Origin of the sequence: Nostoc sp. NMS7 (genome assembly GCF_017115085.1) — a bacterium.
Lineage (GTDB): Bacteria > Cyanobacteriota > Cyanobacteriia > Cyanobacteriales > Nostocaceae > Nostoc.
This window is the reverse complement of sequence record NZ_JABXKJ010000192.1, coordinates 1-19,624: the sequence shown is the minus strand read 5'-3', so window position 1 is coordinate 19,624 and position 19,624 is coordinate 1. Positions and strand designations below refer to the sequence as shown.

Genomic DNA, 19,624 nt, shown 5'->3' with positions numbered 1-19,624 from the left:
TTTATATAATGCTATTTTCATGCACTCAAAGAAACATTCGTTTCACTATCAAACTTTTGGACTTCATCCCCCCAACAATCCCAACCATCACGAGAAGAACGAGCGAACATTTCTAACTTCGTCATGTCTGGGCAGAGTTTATCTACTAGTTCAAAAAATTCATCTGGTTTACGGGAATGTTCACGTCGTCGTGCATGGATTAGTGATGATTCATTAGTGAGCGAACGTCCAGCAAACGCCCTGACATTACCTCGTACAGCTAAAGCACAATGTTCAGTTGCGTTACGTAGCCAGTGACCAGTACCCAGATGGGTTGTACCGCTCTTAGTAACTTTTTCCCAGGTAAGAATAGTTTTCAAGCTAAAACCCCATGTTTCTAAGCAGTGTGCGGCTTCAATCATGTGATTGTTGGTGAACCAAAGCCAAAGAACTGACCCCGTGCAATCGCTTAAGTCTGGAACAGGCAATGACAATATTTCTTCTATGTGCATTGGCTTGTAGTTAATGCGGTTTCGGTGAGTTTTATCCTGATTTCTCAGCCGATAGAACCAGGGAGGGTCAATCACGATGCACTGGTATTGACCTTCTAATGTTGTTAGTCTCATGTTTAACTCCTGTTATTTTCAAACTTGTTCTGGAAATTCAATGTGGCTTAAAGTCTGAAGTTCAACAGCTAATCCACTTAAGAAATTTTGGAGTTAAACTGTTGCCAATTCTTTGGATATGTCTTTTTTTGACGTATAAATAAGTTGCTTGTGATGCCCAAAGTAAACTTCTGTACGAGTTAAGTTTTGCTCTGTATCAGTTAACAGAGTCAAAGTAAATCTTCCAAGTTTGCAAAAGTAATAGGGACGCTTTGAACTCCAAGATTTTCCAGGTTGCCAAGTGATTTGGAGTTTTTTACCAATGTGAACGCTCATAGATTCAAAATCAACGTGGAAAATATTCAGTAAAGGAAGCATTTCACCACTGTTGTAATGGTCTACAACGTGCTGTTTAATACCTGATTCTGCTAAACCTTCAGGAATATCAATGTGAGCTTCAGAGGAGATTTTTTCAACTACTGTGACTATGGCTTTCATATCCGTTTAATCATCTTGTAATTTGTAAGAAAATATTTAGGAAGGTGTATTAATCGTGCTTCGATTGAACCTTTGGCAACAAACGTTCTTCAGAGAATAAACAATCGGTTTCATATTCGTCATCATCCTCATCTGAACATTCATCTTTGATGGATTCAAATTCTTCGACTGCGAAAATAGCCATAGCCACACAAGCTCTTTCTGCTGGATGTGTAGCTGATTGCATTCGATATGATTCAGGGACTACATAGCCTTGAATCGCGTAGAATTTCTTAGCTAGTTTTTCAATGAGTACATCTTTCTGGAAGTAGCCGAGTTCCATATCTTTTCCCCTCAAGGTAAAATTTACCTTTGTTGTAAAAGTCTTAATTCTTGATTACTGGCCGATCGCTGTGCTTGACCAATGACCGATGACCGATGACCATCAAGCAGTAACTACAGCTTTCTTGCTAGCGAAAGCACCCGCCTGCCTTAGTGCTGCACCAGGGCTGGGATGAGCAAAGAACTCTTCTATAGCTTTGGTCAACCCAGCCGCAACAGCCGGCTCGTGACAAGCGTAGACATAAATGGGCTGTTGCACACCGTTAACCAATCGCGTTTCTTGGCGATCGCCTAACTGTGGGTAAAATGTTCTCACCCATGTACCCAAGTGTCCCCGATAGTGAGCGCCGCTCAGGGGGACTTTTTTACCCAGTTCGTTCTCTGCAAAGTTGACCACGCCAAGCCAGCGCTCTTCTGTGGCGGTTAGCAATTTTCTGTTATGTTCAGCCAAAAGGTTCCCGGCATAGTCTTTAAATTGCTGTTCGGTGTAGGGGTTGAGTCTGCCACCAGTTAACTCAGCTAAAGTCTTCATTGCCAAGACAAGAGTATGCAATCGCTGTTCAACTGGGGGGAGGGCTGGTGTGGAAGATTGTTCTTGTGGTTGGGTAGCAGGTTTTGTCCAGCCCATAATGTCTTGCATCCAGGCACGAACACCGATACTTTCAAAAGCTTCACAGGCTAATCTTGCTTGTTCGCTGCATCTTTTCCCTGCTTCGTAGCCGTAATAGTGAAGTATGGCGGCAACTGCTACGTCAGGGATACCAGACTGCGACCATCCTAAAATCTCTACGGCTTCAAACCCTTTACGGATAATCTTTTCAACCAGTTTAGACCGAGAATTGTCTACAGCAGTTTTGAGACTTCTGACTAATCCAGTAGCATCGATATTGGCGAGTCTTGCTGTAGCTCGAATACTAGCTTTACCGCGTCCCGAAGCATCAACAGTGATTTCTTGCTTTATCTGGTCGATGATTTGGGCTACTTCGATTTGTGACATAACTTTAGTTAGGTAATAATTTTTCGTTGTTGATTAGAGAGAATTAGACATTTACGCGCACTAAACTTTTTTCACCAACCAGCGAGAAACGATTCGATATAGTCCGTGATTGAGTTAAGGTTGGCGACACCAATTCAACAAGGTAAAACCAAGAGTTATTCACCAGAGCAATCCCCAAAATCAGCCGTTGTTTTGTTCCTTTATCGTGAGAACAGAGGATCACTCTTTCGCCCAAAATAAAAGCAGGTTTTTGCATCTTGATGGCTTCTAATTTTCCAGTCCCAATGATTTGGTTTTGTGTGGCGTGGAGTATTTCATTACGGCAATCAATTGAATAAATCCAGCACTCATGCTTCCATTGCATACCGCAACAGTAGCCGAATGTTCTCGTGGTTCGTAGATATACTCTCTCCAGTAAATTCACCTCAACGGGTGGAATTGTTCCACGCCAAGGAGGAGAGAGATACCAACTTGTTTTGAGTGCATTAATATGGTCAATCATGCTTTTCTTCCCTGGGATTAATAACCTAAAAATCTTCGGCAATGTTTGGAGAATAACGCCCAAAAAATACCTCAAAGTGAGCAGCAATTTCACTGCTGCCCACATGAGGCTTTACACTGTGACTAATTCTTGAAGTTGCGATCCCACTTCATGGTTGAAAAGCTGCTGTAATTCATTAGAACTCAGTTGTTCCAAGGGTCGGTGTTGCAAGTATTTGTGAACTGGTTCAGCCAGTGACGTATCCACTATCGACAGCGATAGCACAGCATCAAGCACCGAGTTAGAATACTGCTGCTGGACTGAATAACGCCTCTTCACCCACCAGTTCCCGTTAGTGCATCCGACTTGCCCCAGTTTCACGCCCTTGTTGTTGTAAATGCCATCATCGAGAATTTCAAACCCGTAATTCTGGCACTCGTTGAAGATATGCGCCATGATTTGGTTTTCAGTAGTAGAAGAGGACAAGGAGCAGGGTGCGGGGTGCATGGGAGAGAGTCTTTCTCCTCTGCCCCCTGCCCCCTGCCCCCCTGCTTCTTGGACTGGCAGTGTGCCATCTTTATAGTGAGTGCAGATGAAGCGATCGCAACGCATTAGAGTGTTGGCACGAAATACTTCTTTACCGTTGACCATGACTACCCAGCGTTGCGTTAAGTGGTTATCGTCATGGCTGATGCTGGCTATCAGTTCATCACCAGCGTAATATTCGTGATGGTCAAACGAGATTTCGACTATTCTGAGGGGTTCGGGGGCTACAGCTTGGGCTTGGGTTGCGATGTAATTGTCGAGTTCGGCTTGAGCGAGGGCTTGGTTGTCAACTTTCTGAAGCTTGGTGGATTGGTGGGCGATGATTGCGTTTACCCAGGTGTCAGCCGCTCTTTTGTCCCCGGTGGGTGTAACACCACGTTCGGCAGCGATTCTTTTGAGACGGGGTAGGGTATAGCGGCAAAGGGCTTGCTGTGTGTAGGTTGGATGGGTCATAATAAGATTTCCTGTAAAAGGGTCAAAGGGCGATCGCACAAGTTTTCCAGGCTGAAGCGGTTGTCCTTTGTTTTATCTCTTATTATTTTACATATTTTATGGAAATCGATCAACGGTTACGGACGAGATTTTTTGTAACAATGGGTAACTAAGGGTTTGTGCTACAACAGGATAAAATTGCCTAAGCTCGATCCCTAAAATTTGACAATATTTCAAGATAAGAGACAAAGAAACCGAGCGATCACCTTTACCCTTCCATTTTTCTATTTTATGAATTAACTGCTGAGAACAAGGTTCTCCAAGTGCTGTGATTGCTTGTGCTACTTCTTCTCTAGAAAGTTTCTTCTCTTCTCTTTGCTGAAATAAAAACTCACCATATTCCTGATCCCAGTCAATCCGGGATACCAAATCTAAAGGTATTCCTTGCATTACGATTTCTCTCACTGATACTCCTATATTTACACAAAGCGTGGAAGTAGTGGTATACTTCTTCTATGAAGTATGTAAAACCTAAGCAGTATTAGCGTAGAGCCTAAATCGTGAAAGCGATCGCTCTAAATTCGTGTTGTCTTTTAGAACTCCCTTGAAAGTTCTTACTCTCAAGGTGTTTTAAAAAATGACATAGGTTTTAGAAACAGTAATCAACAGTGCAGTTAATACTTGTACAAAACTACGTTGACGCTGGCTGTCACTAGATCATGAAGCAGCAACCCCAGAAAGTGATCGCATCTGTGAGAAAATTGGATTAGGGTAAATGAACAATAGCCCTAGTAAAAATGCAGAGCAATTGCAGATATCCCCTAGTACAGCCCTAGTAAAAACCAAGTACTAGAGATAAGTCCCTAGTACATGAACGAGAATTTTCTTTGTAAGATAGACTTCTTGCACAAATACAAAACTACCCTCAATCTTTAACTCTTTCTCCCATTTTCAAAGAATGAGAGTCAATTAATTGTTACCAGGAGGAATTTGCCGTCTATGCCGTCTTCTCCTTGGTGCTTGATAAAAGCTTAACCGATTTGGTTTCCTGTCAAGCATCTCAAGCGCTGAACGGGTTTCTGTCAAATTTAAATTAAGTAGCTGCTCAAATATTTTGAGACCAACTTTTCGGTATTTATCCTGTCGATGTCGATGTAGTTGGATAGCAAGTGTTGTAAGACTTTCTGCTGCGAAAACCAAAGGTCTTGTAGTATTGTACGGTTCCTTATCCAACTTACTTAGTAAACTTTGGCAAATTTCAGACACCAGTTGAGGCTCAGTATTAACGAAATTATTGGTTTCGATAATGTCAATAATATCTGAGGCGGCTTTTAAGAGTAATTGTTTGTTTTTACATACTGCTTGAATTAGTAAGCGCATTCCAGAATCTAGCTCGAAATGCTCACGGCTTTGCAAAAAGACGCTTGCTACTATGCTTTGAATTGCCTCAATATTAGAGGGGGCAAGATTGTAGAGAATTTCTGCTGCTTTCGTTCTGCATCTTCTTTGAATCCACAGATGGCTGGCTACGTGAGCTAATCCACACAAAACTGCCTCGTCGTTCTGATTAGCAAGATGATGGTCGATTTTTGCTACTGACCACTCATCTTGATATTGAAAATAATGGATAAATAGCAATTCTCCATAGGCTTGACGGCAAAAATTTGAGCCATCTGCCCAAAGCATCTCCAACCAACCTTGAACCGTTTCTTTTGGCTCAAACCATCCTACTGTGCGAGAAAGAAAGTAAAGCGCCCATCGATACCGCAACACTTCGGGACAGTTGCGAATCACTGCATCAAAAAGTTGGGTTGCTTGAGTGCGCTCGCCATTTAATAATGGTGCCATATCTGTCAAAATATCCACCCAAACTGCTGGGTGTGGCTCTATCTCTAACCTAGATTTAATTACCCTTGCCCAGTTTTGTAAATCAGGGGGATTTTGCTCAAGGTAGCCAGCAGCAATCGCTCGTACAATAGAACCTCTACCACTCGGTAAAAAGTGTGAGCCACCAAAACCAAAAATAATTGGAGAGTTTAGTTGGTGCGAACGTTGCTCCTCGCTTCGATCATAGGCTAAATCTGGCTGTGAGTGTGCAGACAGCCAATTTTCTAACAGACAGAGAACTGATTGTGGAAGCCCTTGGTTACGTTCAGCAATTTTATCTAAAGCAGATGCAGTATCAGAACGAAAATCTTCCGAAACAAATCCACGTTGTTCGAGATTTACTACTAACTCAATCAAATTATTTGCTGGAAAATCGCTTTCTCCAAGCTCTCTAATTGCATTACCTATATAACTTTCATGACGCTGCGGCTGAAGTTGTGGAAGAATGCGGAGAAAACGTTCTGGATCGTCTTTAACTAGCTTGCCAAACTCATAAGCTTGCGACGATGCACCTCCAGCACGAGATAAATCTCTTTGACGCTTCCAATAATCTTCTTCTGTAATATCTGCCAATTCATCAAATAAGTTTAATAACTGTTGGTCAGATGCACGAGTCATTTCCCCCATATTCATAGGTGAACCCATTAGTTGTGCAATTGTAGGGTAATCGTCGTCTTTTTCATTAACAACTAAAGGAAAAGCACGTCTTTCTTCATCCCGCCATCGCTTTGCTTCCACACTCAAATATTCTTCAGGAAAAGCAAGCAAGTAAGAGTTTTAGTCGATGTTGGCGATTATATTGCAAAAAACGGAAGCGTAAATCAGCAGGTCGTTCGGATTCAATTGGGTAATGATTATATACACGAATTGCTTGTTCAATACGAGCTATTTTTTGAGGTTGAAGATGTGGACAAACTGCTAATACTAATTCTTTTGTTTCTTTAGAAGAATTTCTCATATTTCCTAAATTCAAGCGTCTGGAATCTCCAAGTAAGTAATCCAAAACTGCCTGCGGTTCTTGAATCGCTATCTGTGCTAGCCCACGCGCTAATAGACGGTGAACAAGGAGTAATTCTGATAGTTCATTCTGCTTAACAAAAATTAAAAAAGATTGCCTGTCCTGATTTGCTAATTCTAAAATAGCTAATAATACCGCTTGTATAATTTCACTTGTATCAAAATCTAAGCTGTTAATGTAGTCTTCGCTATATCTATTTATTCTCAAATTTTCTCGGTCTATAATTCTATTCGTTACATCAGTAAACCAAGACCAAATAGCATCTAAAAAATATTTTGGATTCGATTTTGCAAGTGTGTCAATATCGTCAAAATCACTTCCACCTTCAAGTAAATTCTTAAAGTAATTTATGGGATTGTATTTAGAAACATGAATGTACCTTTGTGCATCGTCAGCATCTGCTGCTAACTCTGGTATTGGTTTGTTGCTTTCTGCTATAGCTTGTTCTAGTCTATAATCTAAATGGGCGCGTATAATTCTTGGTGCTAGTTGAGGTAAAGTTTCAGCGACTTTTTCCGCAATTGTGGATACGCTATACATATCCAAATTCCAACGTCGAATAATTTGCTGAGTTTGCCATACTCTTTCTGGATTCCACTGTTGAATGTTGAGTATAATCTCCATACTTAATGCGTCGTATGCGGTATCGTGCAACCAATACTCTTCAATGAGATCCCATACATTATCGGTTGCAAAGTTAGTTGCAGCAATAAAAATACGAAGACAATAAGACGCTTTGGTTAGTGGTTTTTCTAACCACTGTCTAAATTCAGAGCGATCGCGTAAAATCCTGAACCAACCTGGACTACCAATCATCGCGTCTAAAACTTTTGGTGCTTCTGTATCTAAATTAAGCAAGGGAATTAAAAGTTCAGCTTCAATTGGTTCGGGGTTTGGTTGCGAACCAACAAACTCAATTAACAGGCTGTAAATATGGGTTCGCACGTAAATTAGTTGAAGCGATCGCAAAACACCCAAAGCCCAAAGTCGAACTTTGCCAGATAAATGGCTTAAGTTATTGAGGGCTAACTTGGCTATTTTATTTTTGAATGGATAATTATTTACTTCCGCATTTTTCAACAAAATTCGTAGTTGCTGTTGATACTCTTTAGGAGCAGTACCTCGTAGATAATTAAGGCTTCTTAAAAGAATAGGTCTGACAAATAAACCATCTTGACGTTCCAGCACCAAGTCAGCCAAACTCTGAGAACCACGGGCAAAAGCACGGGCTAGGGTATGGTCGTAATAAGTTTGATGGCAAAAACCAAAGGTCGAATTATCTCGGTTGAGCATCAAAATGTTTGCCTGCTGAAGTTCTTGGCATATTTCTGGACAATCATCAGCGACCGAAGTTGGCAACCACAGCACCTCTTCATCTTTCATACGTTGCGCGATTTTTTCTAAAAAGGCAATGTACTTTTGTGCATTTGGTTGATTGAGAATTTTAGTTTCCCACAATCTATCCAGTAATTTTTGGGAAGAATCAAAGACTTCGCCCGGTTGGGCAACTTGAAGGAATATCTTTAAGTTTTGAGGGTTTTGCAGTAGTTCACGTAAGGGTTCGCCTATCAAATCAGGTAGATGTCCCTCATTTTGGAACACAGGAGAAATTTTTTCCCATGTTGGTAAACTCAAATATAGTTGCTCAAAACCTTCAAGCCGAGAAAACTGGCTGCCGTGGCGAAATTCAAATTCACGGCAAGTGGCTACAATATGGATATTCTTAGTTCCAGCAAGCGATTGGATGAGATTTAGTAAAACGTTTAATCGCCCTGGCTGCCTATCTAGTAATTCCGAAACAGCATCCAACTGGTCTACAAGCAATATTACTCGTTCTTTGTTAGCAACCGACTTAATAGCATATAGTAAATCTGTACTAAAGTGAAGTTGATCGTCATGCCTCAAATCCTCAAGACTGTTCACTTTATTACCCAGATAGTCCGCTTTAATTGCGAGTAGAGCGTAATCTTTATCCACTATGCAATGCCCTAAAACTGATAATAGTGCTGATTTCCCGATACCAGGCACGCCAAGAACTATTGTGGTTGAGGAATTGTCTGTATCAATTCGATTTAGTAATTTCTCTAATTCTGGACGTTCAATTTGTTGTTCGTTTTTACCCAGTGTCCTTGTCCAGTTGAGTAATCCCTTAGAAGCCGCAAGCAGTTCTTCTCGTAAATTGGTGTGTTGGGTTGCGCTGAGAAAAAACTGTTGGCGATCGCGTCGTGGCAATGCTCCAAGAGTACCAAGAGGAGGTTTGTGAATCCAAGGTTGGTTTGTGAGGCGATGAAGTAATTGCTCGTAGTTCTCTACAATTTCAAGGTTGTAAATGCTAACACCAGCCAAAACCGTAGGAATATAATTTAAGTCGTGAGAAAAAAAGACGATGGGAATATATTTGGTATTTTTACCCTGAGCCTCATAGAGGTGTTGAGTAACAATTGCCCCTTCCCAGGTAACACCTTTACCTCTGCCAATTTCCTCTTGACCTCTGAAGCGTCGATTATATTGCTCGGTACAGATTATCAGAACAAAATTAGCCGCTTCAATTTCATCGTTTGCCCAACGAGGCCATCCTTGAGGCGGGGATTCTTCATACTGGTCTATATTGCAATCAATCCCATTTTCCCGCAGCTGGTTAGCTAACTGTAAAACCTGGTCTTTATGTTCTGGTGAGTCGTGGCTATAGCTAATGAATACTTTTAGGAAAGCAGAATCAAGATTCATGACTTTATTAGCTTAAACAGAAACCGATCGTAATTGAAACTTTTTAAGTAAGAATAAAACACTATCCTATTGACTTTTATAGCTAATTAACTATGGCTTTACCTTTTTGCTACTAAATAAAAATTCTATTTTATTATCTTCCCGCTCTTTTGGCTGCTTCCTCTATCCATGAGGCAATATTTTTGTAGCCCTCATTTAAAATCCAGTCGTAAGTTGGGTATAAATTAGAAAAATAAGTTTTTTGATTATTGGTTTCTAGAGAGATAGTACTGAAGGGATTTTCACCTTTAATATCAGTTTGACCTAACACATTTTTAAGCCCATGAATATAAATACCAATAAGTCCCTTTTCGCGAACAAAGCTTTGTTCAATTTCATACTTAACCCATTCTCTCTTATAAGTCTCAGTTCCTATTAATACAACCGTGACAGAGGTGTTCTTCAGCCCATCATCAATCAAATTTTTAAGGGCTGTGTTGCCTTTAGTTTTTGCTTCTTCCCATAGTGATGCATCGTACCACACTGCTTGTTGTATTCCAGGTTGAACAACCCAGCTGTTACGAACTTGGTTAACACGCCAAATATCCCGTTGGTAATGAAAGCTGAAGAATGCACGACGTGCCACAGAACTTCCCCTTAAGCAAATTAATTAAAATTTAATACACTTTCTCTTCAATTTTTACAGTCCTAGCATACATAAAAATAAATGTCTATATTTGATACTCTAAATCAATATTTTTTGCATTGCTAAAGGCTTTACAATTATTAAAATACCTATAGAAATAGAGCTAAATTATCCTACCAAATGTAATCTCTGTAAATAAACCTTATGCACGAAGAATATAAGACTCCAGAAATAATAAGTAAATATGCTAAATCCGAAGTTATCCTAAGCTTTGGGTCTAGTGATGGAGGAGCGATGTTTGCCCAGTGGTTGCAACGCGAAATTGTTCAGCGCAAAGGATACACACAGCCTATTAATGTCTATTTGGATACATTTGCCTTAGATCATGTTCCGGGTACTGAATACGTTATGAAAAAAATACGCCCTACAGCTGGCGGTCTTGCTTCTCTTAATGAAGGCTGGAATAAATACTACAAATATGCAGTGTCAGTAGCGCACAGTATGATTTTCGTGGCAACTAAGGCTTGGTTTGCTTCGCCCTATTGTCAGGATGAGATGTCTTGCTTTATTGCAGAGAACCAAGCTCGTTCACAAACAGGACACTCCCAACTTTCTGGCATAGCATTGACTTTTCCCGAAAGTGAGATAACTTCTGAGTTCGCAGGAATGACCCTGATCCCAGCTATAAAACGCTACGTAGTAGCAGATGAGAAAAAAAGATTAAAGCTTACTGGGCATTACCGTGATTTTTGGATTGTGGATGAGAAAACGCTCCAAAAAGTAGTGAATGCGATCAGCTAGCTATGCTGTTTTCCTGGTCATGACTGTGGACTTTTGACAATATCAGTCATAATGCTTGTAACTGAATAGACAGTCACAGTTACAATAAAGTTAGTCAATACTTTCAACAATATAGCAGTCGTTAAAAAGTAAGTGAGTAACTCTAGTCCGCAGTCACAACCACCCAAGGTAACGTTTGAGTCTGATGCTGTGCAAAGTTATCTGAATATTTTGCAGGGGGTAGTTGCTCGGATGGCAACTAACAGCGCTAACTGCAAAACTTGGTGTATTTCTTTAGTGTCAGCAATCCTTGTCGTGATTGCAGATAAGAACAAGCCTAATTATGCTTGGATATCGCTTATACCAATAGTACTTTTCTTTTTACTGGACTCTTACTATCTTGGTCAAGAACGAAGCTTTCGTGAGATATACAATAATTTTATTAAAGAATTGCATTCTTCGGGTGAAATTACAATCGATAAAGTATTTGTTCTAAAGCCACCTAAAGGCATGAATGTTGTTAATTTATTACTTGCATCTAGTTTATCCTTTTCTATCTACCCGTTTTATCTAACATTGCTACTCACAGTAATTATCGCAAGATACCTAATTCTCTAGCAGAGTAGTATATAAGTTAAAAAATATTTTCCTACTACCTTTTCCTAATTTGTATACGAAAATAAAAACGGCTCTCCCAGAGTAGGTATGATAAATTAATAATAAAAACAGACTATAACGATTGCTATAGGAGGATTCTAGCAATACAAAATTGAAGATTTAGTAAAAATATACTTTTTTTGTCTGAATTCCTCGCTATGTAATGATTCAAGCTGGTATTAAGTATTAATTTTACATAGCTAGTCTAGGAGAGCCATAAAAACTAATAAAATACCTCAAAAGATAAACTGCGATCGCCCAGTAAAAATGGCAAAGATTATCCACAGGCATACTATCACTACGAATTTTGGAGTGAAGACACCGCCCGAAGTAGCCAATATAATAGGGCTATCCTGTCTTCATGACTGCTTTTGAGCCAAGAAGCTTGGTGCATAAACAAATTTTTTACATTATCTCCTAGTATGCAAAGTCTCTTAGTATGCAAAGCTAGACATTGAACATGAGACTCCACCTGTAGAATACAAAAGCGTTTCAGATTCCCAGTCAGTAGTGCTTCTATTATATCTTTATATTAATAATTAGTTTGGAATACAAGCTGATTTGGAATATAATAGTACTGGTGATCTAAAGTATGCCCATGAGAAATCGGATTAAGGAATTTGTTGACAGCAGAGGGATAAGTGTTTATCAGTTTTGGCAAGAAACTGGTATTAGCCGGACTACTGCCTATAGCCTGTATAACAATTCTGCTCAGTATCTTGGCAGAGATGTTATGGATGCGATTTGTAGTCGATACAACATACAACCAGATATTTTACTGAAATGGATACCAGCCCAGGAGTTGAAAAATGGCGATTAATCCTGCCACTATCGATCTTCTTGCTTTACCTTCAGTATCTCTTCAAAAGCGATCACAGTTACCTGCAACGCCAAGCATTTATTTCGCTATTGATTCTCAAGGAGTAGTTTTAGGCATTGATTTTGGGGTGCAACCGTGATTAGAGCAGAGATGATTGACCCTCAGACCATCAATCTTTTTGCTCTCCCCTCTGTTTTCTTAGAGAAGGAACCGCATTTTCCAACCACGCCCAAAATATACGTTGCAATTGACCCTGAAAAAATATTGTTGAACTAGAGGACGTGGAAATATGAATAGTCCACCTTCTAGACGCAAAAAAGCCACTTCTCCCGCATCTACCGATTCAACTTCAGCAGCTAGCTCTGCAAACGAGGATATTTCCCAGCAAGAAGACCCAGGTTCAGCAACAATTACGGTTACTGCTGTTGAAGTTCCAGAGTTGACAGAGGAAGAACAGCGCGATCGCTTGCATCTAGAGCGCCGTGTGGAAAGAGCGTTTTTTGAGGCGGGCAAGGCGTTAACGGAATTGAGGGATAGACGACTGTATCGATCCACGCATAAAACATTTGAAGATTATTGCCGCGATCGCTTTGGGCATAGTCGGCAACAATCAAATTATTTGATTGCAGCAGCTGGTGTTTACGAAAATTTGACAACCATTGGTTGTCAAAATGTGGCAAATGAGAATTTGACAACCAATGGATCACAAATTCTACCCACGAGTGAGCGCCAAGTCCGACCCATGACAAAGCTTGAACCCCAGGAACAGCAGGAAGTGTGGCTAAGGGCAGTAGAACTTGCTGGTGGGAAAGTGCCGACTGGTAGAATCGTTAAAGATGCGGTGCAGCGCATAATGGAGCGAACCAGAGTACCCAATACCTACCAGTTGGGGGAAGTGTGCCAAATCCTTGCAAAAGACAACCCAGAACTTAGGGGCAAGGGTGGCTGCTGGGGGATTGTCAGCCAAGTAAATGAGTTCAGTTGCACTGTCAAAACCTGGAATGGGGAGTACACCGTTGGTTTGCAGCACCTTAAATCTTACAATTACCTACCTGCCGAGTGTGAGCAGATGCGGGAGATATCCGATCGCATCAATCGGGTGTATTCGAGTGGGCTGGAGGAGTCGGTGCAGAGGTTTTTGGAGTCGTTGGGGAAGCTGAATCGGGCTTATTTGACGGCTTTAGAAGAGAAATTGTTGAGTTTGCTGGAAGCTGAAATTGCAAATTAACGTTTGTTAAATAATGTTTGACTGTCCTCCTCGTTACTTCCGGTTGAAATAGGCTATTTATGTAATGCTAAGGGGATTTACCAAGATGCCAAAAAAGAGCCAGAGCAATTCTTTGAGTAAGATTAAACAAGAAACCTCTGTTGGTTCGCGCATCTTTGAAGCACTTATAGAAGGGGAAATTTCCCAGCTACTGGATGAATTATTTGCGGTTTTATCCGACGAACAGCGAGTAACTGTGTTTGCTCAACTGCAAGGGAATACACAGGAGACTTTAACTCAAATCATTGCTCCACCTCAAACAGTAGAACAGGTAAAAACAAGTAAAGCACAACCAACTTCTTTGGCAAAATTAGCTCAAACTTGGTCCCAATTATGGGGAGAATGGAATCAGATTATTTTGTCAGCATCCCAGTCAGAAGGGAAATATATAGTCCAAGAAGCAAGCTGGGAAGAACCTTATTTTGATGACTGTACTTTGGTTGAAGATTTAGAAGCAGTTGCACAAAAGATGAAGCCATTGGTAAAAACGGCTTTTGAGAATGGCTTTAGTAATGACGATGGTTTTGCAGCCAGTTTGTTGTCAGCAGAAAGTGAAATCTCTAATGGTATACCCGACTGGATGGAAATTGCTAATGGTATTCATTTGGAAGGAGCGACAACGTATTGCTTATTGGAATGGGAATGGTTATTGGTGCAGTCACAAGGACAAAATGGGTTCAAATTAGCTCAAAAAATTAGGGAATGGGATGAGGAATTTTACCACACCAGTTTAGATGATGATGCTGTGACCGATTTTTTTTCCAATTTACTTGATGTTGAAAAAAAATTAATTTTTGACGGAATGACGGCCAATCGAGAAGTTCAAGAGTGGAAGCATGACCTAGAAAATACTCACTCTTCTTGGCATATAGTTTACATGGAATTGATGCAGCAATTTGCAACCCCAGAGATATATTTGAACAATCTCCGGGCGACTATTTCCCAGGAATGGCAAAATGGTTTACCTGTAATTAAGGATTTGTTGGCTAAACAGGAATATAGAGAAAGTCTTACAGTGATTCAAGAGACTTTGGATGCGTTATTAAAAAACAAACCTGACTTGAATCCGTGGATACCGGAAAACTCGCTGCTATTTGTTGCTGTGGATGGATTTTCTTACGCTCCTGGGAATTGGGAAAAGGAAAAAACTTTACTTCGCTATTATCAGCAAGCTGTTCGAGAATTGGGAGAAATCGAACGAGTGAATGCTTTGTCAATTCAGCATATTACTTTTGAATGTTGTTACGACTGGTCTAGTATGTTCAAAGCTTTTGCTGAGATACCAGTTAATAAAGATACGAAAAAAGCTTTGTTTACATCTTGGCGTGAATCAATAATTAAACGTGGTACACCATACAGATATTCATATTTTTATACAAATCAAAAAGCCGTAGATACTTGGTGGTTGCATTGGTTGCTCGATAGTATTACAACTAAGGAAAAAGGAAATACTTGGTTTAGGCAACAAATTATCGAGTGGTTGGAGAATTTACCTGGAGAACAGGGACAACTGGGTGGGGAATATAGTGTAATACATTTGTTAACAAAAGATTTGACCGAGATAAAGTATCAGGGAAAATCCCCCTACCCGAAGTTTTATGAGGTTGTGATTCTACCAAACCAACTATCAACACGGGATGATATTTCTAGGAGAACGTATCTCCAAGAATATGCACCCCCTGATTTGTGGGAAAGAGTGATGGCTTATTGGCAAACAAATTTACACAACTTTGTACCCAGACCGGACTCGTCTCAAAGCTCGGATTATACGAAAAATGCACAATTGATGTCTGCCTTGAAGGAGTTAGCACCGCAGAATTATGATAGTTTGTTGTCCCAATGGAAGGTTCAGCATAAGCGACGACCTAATTTGTGGAAAGCGATGAGAAATTTGGGATTGGATTGATATAATGCTTTCTGTATGTGGGATGGTGAGTACACCATTGGGGTGAAGCACCTGAAATCATTCAACTACCTGCCCCAGGAGTGTCAGCAGATGCAGGTAATTTGCAATGCCTGCGGCGGGCTATACCTACGCGTAAATCGGGTGTATTCGGGTGCGTTTGAGGAGTCGGTGCAGAAGTTTTTGGAGATGCTGGGTCAGCCCAAGCGTGCTTATTTGACTGGGCTGGAAGAGAAAGTATTGAGTCTTCTGGAATTGAAAATCATACCATAATGCAACAATGCTGCAAGTGATTAATTTTGGGATTCAAGGGATTCTACAAAGTAGAATTTTGACTTGTGCATTTATACAGGTAGGGGTGAGATTTTGGTACTGATTATTAAGGAAAGAGCAACTCTTGAACAAGTGGAGTTAATGCTGCAAACTTTGCGAGTTTACATTAAAGTGGCAGTAGACATTGAAAAAGGGATTTTAGCTGGAGGAGGAGAGAAACACGCTGAATCTGAAGCAGCATTGCTTGAAGATGGTAGTAGACAACCAGATATCTGGGGTGCGGATTGGACTCCCTTTAACCAATCAATCGCCTATGAATCGATTATTAACATACGTCCAAGCCAAAATAATCGCTCAATGGTAATTCAAGACCCAGCGATTCGAGAACGTGTTAAAAAAATAACTCAGGAGTTAATTGGTGGATATGAACCAGAATTTAGATGAAAAACAAGCACGGTTTCAAGGCGAAAATACATCACATCGCTTAGGGCATATAGCTTCTAATTTAGCTAGGCTGAGAACATTTTGTGACACTGCTTACCCTGAAGCAGTCAAAAGTGTTGCAGATGAAACTATGTGTTTTATCGAATGGACGGCAGCAGAAATTGAACCTGAATATGCTGAAGAACTGGTTAATATTCAAGTTCAACTGGCACGATGGAGATTAACTTTTGATAGTATTTGGTCTGATGGTAGCGAACGCAGAAATATGTCCGAGCAAGCTAGTGCTTGGTCAGAACAAGTATTAGATATGTCAGGGTTGTTGTCCGAATCTATCTAAAACTTTAATCATTGCGGTATTCTAGATTTTGTAAAAAATATGAGCAATCCCTTATAGTTTCTGGAAAAATAATTCATTTTGGATATGGCACTTGTTGAAAGTTTTTTTGCGTTGCCCACCTCTCAATTAAGGTTGTTGCGATTAGGTGTTGGTAATTGAAGCACCTCAGAAAAACGTGAATACTTAACCGCATCAGTCGGAGGATAATCTGCTGACACTGCAATCAACCCAATTTTAAGATCCTCGAAATAAATCATGCCCCCGATACGCCGTTCAACTTGAAAAGGGCCATGAAATAAACCATACTCTGCAATGTAGATCAGGAGAAAGTCAGTAATCTTTACTATCTTACCAAACATTTGCTCACAAGTTTTTTGGATGACACCATCGAGGTATTCATTATAAGCAGGCTCTCCCAGATCAGTAAATTCTGCATGATCCGCAAAATGATCCATGTAAAACAACCAGATATTGGACAAGTCTGGTTCTGAGGTCAGTTTTTGCCTCAGTTCCTGAAATTGCTCGATGTTCATAGTCTGGATATTGATGAGGTGGGACGAGCAGACAGCACTTTAAGAAATTTACCATCAGTGATAAATTGTTGATTAACGAAGCCAAAGATAAAACCAGTCAGGTGCGATCGCTACTTGTAACGCTCCAGTTAAATTTACTAGCACATTTGAAGTCATGTTGCAAAAATAGTGTACGTGATCCAGTTTTGACTTCAAGCAGCTGTAGAATAGCAAATAAAAGCAATCTTTGGTTTAATATTTCCGCTCTTACTTGTTTGTAGAAAGTAGTAATTTATGACAGAAACACAACAAGAAGAAATTATAAATTTACGGGCATTGAATTTAACACCCAAACAAATAGCCCGAAAATTGGGTATTAAAGTGTCATTCGTCAATGCAGCGATTCAAAATAAAGCACAGCAAACCACATTAGATAGATTGACAAAAGGAGAACTAGACCCTGTATACCAGTGTTTAGCAAGCGAGAGTCTTATCCAATTGTTACCGAAAATCCCACCAGAAAACAGCATCAAAAATCTGCTGACAAAAATCCTACCTGTAAAAAACAATGACGATATCGATCGCGGTTTAGGATTGGTAGTGATTGCAAGAGTTGCTCGATACAATCAAATCACGGTCTGTAGTTACCTTTTAGATATATGGTGCTTGGGCGTTAAAGATACCATACCACCACGTACAGTAGACAGGATAAAATTTAAAGAATTTACAGAATTACTATTTGAGCCATTTCCCGGAAAACCGCACCTTGTTCCCCTTGAAGTTGCCCAAGGGATGATATTTAGTGCTTGCGAATACGGAGATAGCTTAGGGTTTCAACCACACAAAGACTTTTCTAAATCGTGTTCGCACATCGGAGAATGGGATGGGAGTATACGTATTGAATGTGGTCGTGACGGGAAACCATTTTATGTGAATGGCCCCCACGATAACCCGAAAAAAATCATGGAAACATTGAAGAGAAGTAGGGGTGAAGGTAATTTTGATTTTCTGATTGGTTCAGAGCCTATTGAAAAGAATTTTTGGTAGACGCAATTAATTTGATCATTCTGGTGCGTCATTATTAATAGGCATCATGTAAAAATAAGTTGTACAAATTTAATCTGGAACGACTTGTGAGCTTAACTTTCCCATCAAAATTATTCAAGTTATTTTTGCAACGCTCCTAAGTAGGGCTTGCTTGAATAACTAACCAATCCTAATCTTGCTTTCTTATTACTTTTTCAGCAAGCCCTAAATAGGGGTCTTTTTTGGAATAGTTGACTTGACTGATTCACGCTCGTGTAATCTATTAAACCAGTCTCTCAAATAAGGATACTGAAGAAGCCAGTCTTCATTTAAGCGAAAGCTGTAGTAACCGAGGGAACATAAAGCTGCCACATCTGCTGCTGTCCATGTTTCACCCTCTAACAAATATTTAGCCGAACGCAGTTGTTCATCAAAGATTGGTAAAAGGCGATTAATTAATGTTTCATATTTTTTTCGATAATAAGCAGGAGCTAGATCACCCATAAAATCTAATACCCATAAACCTATAATATTGTCGCCTAAAGTATCTGCTAGTTGTTCCCATTTACGGCACTCAAGCCGGATGTGAGGAGCGCTTGGGTAAAAGCTAGGCTGTGGATAAGTTTCGTCTAGATACTCCGCAATCAATGTAGAGTCCCAAATTACTGTGCCATCTTCATCTACAAACACAGGGACTTGACCAATAGGAGAAATTTCAAGGAATTCAGGGGGTTTATTGGCTAAATTAATTTCTTTGAGTTCACAATCTAAATTTTTCTCTACTAACAATATTCGGATTTTCCGAGAAAAGTTTGATTGCTGATGATAGTATAATGTTCTATTCATAGATTTATTTTCATACAAAAAGTGGGTCTAATACTAAACTGCATTCAAAAATAGTACCCCATCATTGCGACGTTCGCTCTTAGCGTTCCCGCAGGGTAGGAAGCAATCTCATGGACTCTCACCAAAACCGTTTTATCTTAATGTCTTACGGATGGTAAACCATTGAATTGCAACACCTAAAGTCTTGCAATTATCTACTTGCCGAATGTCAGTAGATGCAGTCTTTAGCTAGAGCGGTAAAACTTGCTAGAGGTCGGTTGGAAGCATAGTAAACTCGTTTGATATTTTCTAAGACGCATACGTAATTAAGCCTTTAGTCTCACCTCTCCAGTTAGTTTTGCCGTTCTAGGTCTTTAGTCGCGTTAGTGGACTGGTAATTGAAGATTGAGAGTAAGAGCAATGAAAACTAATGCTGCTCGACTACTTGATAAACTAGGTATTCCCTACCAAATCCTGAGCTATGAAGTAGATCCTGATGATTTGGCTGCTCTTAGTACAGCCCAGAAAGTGGGACTTCCTCCAGAGCAAGTTTTTAAAACTTTAGTAGTCAGAGGTGACACAACAGGTATTTGTTTTGCTGTTGTGCCGGGAAATGCTCAGTTGGACTTAAAAGCCTTGGCACGAATTTCAGGAAACCGGAAGG

23 protein-coding genes are annotated in these 19,624 nt (G+C 40.2%); 11 read left to right on the top strand and 12 right to left on the bottom strand.

The genetic code is table 11. From position 1 onward, the window contains the following. Positions 1 to 17 precede the first annotated feature (17 nt). From HWQ38_RS21550 to HWQ38_RS21505, 10 genes are all read right to left on the bottom strand, one after another. Positions 18 to 605, bottom strand: coding sequence for an MT-A70 family methyltransferase (locus tag HWQ38_RS21550; RefSeq protein ID WP_292797563.1), 588 nt, complete (start codon positions 603 to 605; stop codon positions 18 to 20). A gap of 93 nt (positions 606 to 698) precedes the next feature. Beyond that, on the bottom strand, positions 699 to 1,082 hold the full coding sequence (locus HWQ38_RS21545) for a hypothetical protein (protein ID WP_292797561.1): 384 nt from the start codon (positions 1,080 to 1,082) through the stop codon (positions 699 to 701). Positions 1,083 to 1,131: 49 nt separating this feature from the next. Then, a complete protein-coding gene (locus HWQ38_RS21540; RefSeq protein ID WP_292797558.1) occupies positions 1,132 to 1,404 on the bottom strand; it encodes a hypothetical protein in 273 nt (90 codons plus the stop codon). Between the two features lie 102 nt (positions 1,405 to 1,506). Further along, positions 1,507 to 2,400, bottom strand: coding sequence for a hypothetical protein (locus tag HWQ38_RS21535; RefSeq protein WP_292797555.1), 894 nt, complete (start codon positions 2,398 to 2,400; stop codon positions 1,507 to 1,509). A 43-nt stretch (positions 2,401 to 2,443) separates the two neighbouring features. Further along, a complete protein-coding gene (locus tag HWQ38_RS21530; protein WP_292797553.1) occupies positions 2,444 to 2,902 on the bottom strand; it encodes a DUF1392 domain-containing protein in 459 nt (152 codons plus the stop codon). 111 nt (positions 2,903 to 3,013) lie between these two features. Continuing rightward, on the bottom strand, positions 3,014 to 3,880 hold the full coding sequence (locus HWQ38_RS21525) for a hypothetical protein (protein WP_292797551.1): 867 nt from the start codon (positions 3,878 to 3,880) through the stop codon (positions 3,014 to 3,016). A gap of 96 nt (positions 3,881 to 3,976) precedes the next feature. Then, positions 3,977 to 4,309 (bottom strand): helix-turn-helix transcriptional regulator, encoded by a 333-nt coding sequence (locus tag HWQ38_RS21520; RefSeq protein ID WP_292797549.1) that lies wholly within the window; start codon positions 4,307 to 4,309, stop codon positions 3,977 to 3,979. 519 nt (positions 4,310 to 4,828) lie between these two features. After that, positions 4,829 to 6,514 carry a hypothetical protein gene (locus tag HWQ38_RS21515; RefSeq protein ID WP_292797547.1) on the bottom strand — a complete coding sequence of 562 codons (1,686 nt, stop codon included), beginning with the start codon at positions 6,512 to 6,514 and terminating at the stop codon, positions 4,829 to 4,831. Continuing rightward, positions 6,498 to 9,491 carry an SEFIR domain-containing protein gene (locus HWQ38_RS21510; RefSeq protein WP_292797545.1) on the bottom strand — a complete coding sequence of 998 codons (2,994 nt, stop codon included), beginning with the start codon at positions 9,489 to 9,491 and terminating at the stop codon, positions 6,498 to 6,500. Before HWQ38_RS21510 ends, HWQ38_RS21515 begins: the two co-directional genes overlap by 17 nt. 133 nt (positions 9,492 to 9,624) lie before the next feature. Continuing rightward, positions 9,625 to 10,116, bottom strand: a complete 492-nt coding sequence (locus HWQ38_RS21505) for a TIR domain-containing protein (RefSeq protein ID WP_292797543.1) — start codon at positions 10,114 to 10,116, stop codon at positions 9,625 to 9,627. 204 nt (positions 10,117 to 10,320) lie between these two features. Between HWQ38_RS21505 and HWQ38_RS21500 the strand changes: the two genes are divergently transcribed. The 9 genes from HWQ38_RS21500 to HWQ38_RS21460 all read left to right on the top strand — a co-directional run bounded on the left by HWQ38_RS21500 (position 10,321) and on the right by HWQ38_RS21460 (position 16,597). Continuing rightward, positions 10,321 to 10,917, top strand: coding sequence for a hypothetical protein (locus tag HWQ38_RS21500; RefSeq protein WP_292797541.1), 597 nt, complete (start codon positions 10,321 to 10,323; stop codon positions 10,915 to 10,917). Positions 10,918 to 11,049: 132 nt separating this feature from the next. Further along, positions 11,050 to 11,514: a hypothetical protein gene (locus HWQ38_RS21495; protein WP_292797538.1), complete on the top strand. Its 465-nt coding sequence runs from the start codon at positions 11,050 to 11,052 to the stop codon at positions 11,512 to 11,514. 631 nt (positions 11,515 to 12,145) lie between these two features. Continuing rightward, on the top strand, positions 12,146 to 12,373 hold the full coding sequence (locus tag HWQ38_RS21490) for a helix-turn-helix transcriptional regulator (protein ID WP_292797536.1): 228 nt from the start codon (positions 12,146 to 12,148) through the stop codon (positions 12,371 to 12,373). Beyond that, positions 12,363 to 12,512 (top strand): hypothetical protein, encoded by a 150-nt coding sequence (locus HWQ38_RS21485; protein ID WP_292797534.1) that lies wholly within the window; start codon positions 12,363 to 12,365, stop codon positions 12,510 to 12,512. The genes HWQ38_RS21490 and HWQ38_RS21485 overlap by 11 nt, the downstream gene beginning before the upstream one ends. Positions 12,513 to 12,662: 150 nt before the next feature. After that, positions 12,663 to 13,601 (top strand): hypothetical protein, encoded by a 939-nt coding sequence (locus HWQ38_RS21480; protein ID WP_292797532.1) that lies wholly within the window; start codon positions 12,663 to 12,665, stop codon positions 13,599 to 13,601. Positions 13,602 to 13,713: 112 nt separating this feature from the next. Then, positions 13,714 to 15,546 carry a hypothetical protein gene (locus HWQ38_RS21475; protein ID WP_292797529.1) on the top strand — a complete coding sequence of 611 codons (1,833 nt, stop codon included), beginning with the start codon at positions 13,714 to 13,716 and terminating at the stop codon, positions 15,544 to 15,546. A 15-nt stretch (positions 15,547 to 15,561) separates the two neighbouring features. After that, positions 15,562 to 15,816, top strand: coding sequence for a hypothetical protein (locus HWQ38_RS21470; protein ID WP_292797526.1), 255 nt, complete (start codon positions 15,562 to 15,564; stop codon positions 15,814 to 15,816). 93 nt (positions 15,817 to 15,909) lie between these two features. Further along, complete coding sequence (locus HWQ38_RS21465; protein WP_292797523.1) at positions 15,910 to 16,260, top strand: DUF5674 family protein; 351 nt, start codon at positions 15,910 to 15,912, stop codon at positions 16,258 to 16,260. Then, complete coding sequence (locus tag HWQ38_RS21460) at positions 16,241 to 16,597, top strand: hypothetical protein (RefSeq protein ID WP_041566583.1); 357 nt, start codon at positions 16,241 to 16,243, stop codon at positions 16,595 to 16,597. The genes HWQ38_RS21465 and HWQ38_RS21460 overlap by 20 nt, the downstream gene beginning before the upstream one ends. A 122-nt stretch (positions 16,598 to 16,719) precedes the next feature. On the opposite strand, the gene HWQ38_RS21455 is transcribed toward HWQ38_RS21460, so the two are convergent. Further along, complete coding sequence (locus HWQ38_RS21455; protein WP_292797519.1) at positions 16,720 to 17,130, bottom strand: hypothetical protein; 411 nt, start codon at positions 17,128 to 17,130, stop codon at positions 16,720 to 16,722. A 273-nt stretch (positions 17,131 to 17,403) separates the two neighbouring features. On the opposite strand from HWQ38_RS21455, the gene HWQ38_RS21450 reads away from it, so the two are divergent. After that, positions 17,404 to 18,156, top strand: a complete 753-nt coding sequence (locus tag HWQ38_RS21450) for a DNA-binding response regulator (RefSeq protein ID WP_292797516.1) — start codon at positions 17,404 to 17,406, stop codon at positions 18,154 to 18,156. A gap of 204 nt (positions 18,157 to 18,360) precedes the next feature. Here the strand turns inward: HWQ38_RS21450 and HWQ38_RS21445 are convergent, their stop codons facing one another. After that, positions 18,361 to 18,981 carry a glutathione S-transferase family protein gene (locus tag HWQ38_RS21445; protein WP_292797514.1) on the bottom strand — a complete coding sequence of 207 codons (621 nt, stop codon included), beginning with the start codon at positions 18,979 to 18,981 and terminating at the stop codon, positions 18,361 to 18,363. Positions 18,982 to 19,380: 399 nt separating this feature from the next. Between HWQ38_RS21445 and HWQ38_RS21440 the strand changes: the two genes are divergently transcribed. Then, a partial coding sequence (locus HWQ38_RS21440) for a YbaK/EbsC family protein (RefSeq protein ID WP_292797510.1) occupies positions 19,381 to 19,624 on the top strand: 244 nt, incomplete at its 3' end.

What these genes read in the sequence shown, in the direction of transcription:
- HWQ38_RS21470 (WP_292797526.1), top strand. Translation starts at nt 15,562, where the DNA reads ATGTGGGATGGTGAGTACACCATTGGGGTGAAGCACCTGAAATCATTC.
- HWQ38_RS21445 (WP_292797514.1), bottom strand. Translation starts at nt 18,981, where the DNA reads ATGAATAGAACATTATACTATCATCAGCAATCAAACTTTTCTCGGAAA.
- HWQ38_RS21545 (WP_292797561.1), bottom strand. Translation starts at nt 1,082, where the DNA reads ATGAAAGCCATAGTCACAGTAGTTGAAAAAATCTCCTCTGAAGCTCAC.
- HWQ38_RS21480 (WP_292797532.1), top strand. Translation starts at nt 12,663, where the DNA reads ATGAATAGTCCACCTTCTAGACGCAAAAAAGCCACTTCTCCCGCATCT.
- HWQ38_RS21540 (WP_292797558.1), bottom strand. Translation starts at nt 1,404, where the DNA reads ATGGAACTCGGCTACTTCCAGAAAGATGTACTCATTGAAAAACTAGCT.
- HWQ38_RS21550 (WP_292797563.1), bottom strand. Translation starts at nt 605, where the DNA reads ATGAGACTAACAACATTAGAAGGTCAATACCAGTGCATCGTGATTGAC.
- HWQ38_RS21510 (WP_292797545.1), bottom strand. Translation starts at nt 9,491, where the DNA reads ATGAATCTTGATTCTGCTTTCCTAAAAGTATTCATTAGCTATAGCCAC.
- HWQ38_RS21500 (WP_292797541.1), top strand. Translation starts at nt 10,321, where the DNA reads ATGCACGAAGAATATAAGACTCCAGAAATAATAAGTAAATATGCTAAA.
- HWQ38_RS21460 (WP_041566583.1), top strand. Translation starts at nt 16,241, where the DNA reads ATGAACCAGAATTTAGATGAAAAACAAGCACGGTTTCAAGGCGAAAAT.
- HWQ38_RS21535 (WP_292797555.1), bottom strand. Translation starts at nt 2,400, where the DNA reads ATGTCACAAATCGAAGTAGCCCAAATCATCGACCAGATAAAGCAAGAA.
- HWQ38_RS21485 (WP_292797534.1), top strand. Translation starts at nt 12,363, where the DNA reads ATGGCGATTAATCCTGCCACTATCGATCTTCTTGCTTTACCTTCAGTA.
- HWQ38_RS21450 (WP_292797516.1), top strand. Translation starts at nt 17,404, where the DNA reads ATGACAGAAACACAACAAGAAGAAATTATAAATTTACGGGCATTGAAT.
- HWQ38_RS21490 (WP_292797536.1), top strand. Translation starts at nt 12,146, where the DNA reads ATGCCCATGAGAAATCGGATTAAGGAATTTGTTGACAGCAGAGGGATA.
- HWQ38_RS21520 (WP_292797549.1), bottom strand. Translation starts at nt 4,309, where the DNA reads ATGCAAGGAATACCTTTAGATTTGGTATCCCGGATTGACTGGGATCAG.
- HWQ38_RS21455 (WP_292797519.1), bottom strand. Translation starts at nt 17,130, where the DNA reads ATGAACATCGAGCAATTTCAGGAACTGAGGCAAAAACTGACCTCAGAA.
- HWQ38_RS21530 (WP_292797553.1), bottom strand. Translation starts at nt 2,902, where the DNA reads ATGATTGACCATATTAATGCACTCAAAACAAGTTGGTATCTCTCTCCT.
- HWQ38_RS21525 (WP_292797551.1), bottom strand. Translation starts at nt 3,880, where the DNA reads ATGACCCATCCAACCTACACACAGCAAGCCCTTTGCCGCTATACCCTA.